Annotated in this window: 1 protein-coding gene; it reads right to left on the reverse strand. The window is 71.5% G+C overall.

Annotated elements, in window-relative coordinates; all coding sequences use genetic code 11:
* Nucleotides 1-375: ATP-binding protein (locus G6016_RS17275; RefSeq protein WP_479682407.1), on the reverse strand; the 375-nt coding region annotated here is incomplete at both ends.

The following is a 375-nucleotide window of genomic DNA, read 5'->3' on the forward strand; positions in this document are numbered from 1 at the left end:
GCGTCGGCCATGATCTGGACCTCGATGTGGCGGCCGCGCTCGAGGTAACGCTCGCAGAACACGGCGTCGTCGCCGAACGCCGACTTCGCCTCGCGTCGGGCGTTCGCGATCTCCTCGTGCAGGGTCCCGAGGGTGCGCACGACGCGCATGCCGCGCCCGCCTCCGCCGGCGGAGGCCTTCACCAGCACCGGGAGCATGTCCTCGGTGACCTCGTCCGGCTCGAGGTCGCTGAGCATGGGCACGCCCGCGGCGGCCATCATCTTCTTGGCCTCGATCTTGGAGCCCATCGCCTCGATCGCGGAGACCGGCGGGCCGACCCAGGTCAGGCCGGCCGCGATCACGTCGCGGGCGAACGCGGCGTTCTCGGACAGGAAG

It is taken from the genome of Dietzia aerolata, assembly GCF_014144865.1.
GTDB lineage: Bacteria > Actinomycetota > Actinomycetes > Mycobacteriales > Mycobacteriaceae > Dietzia > Dietzia aerolata.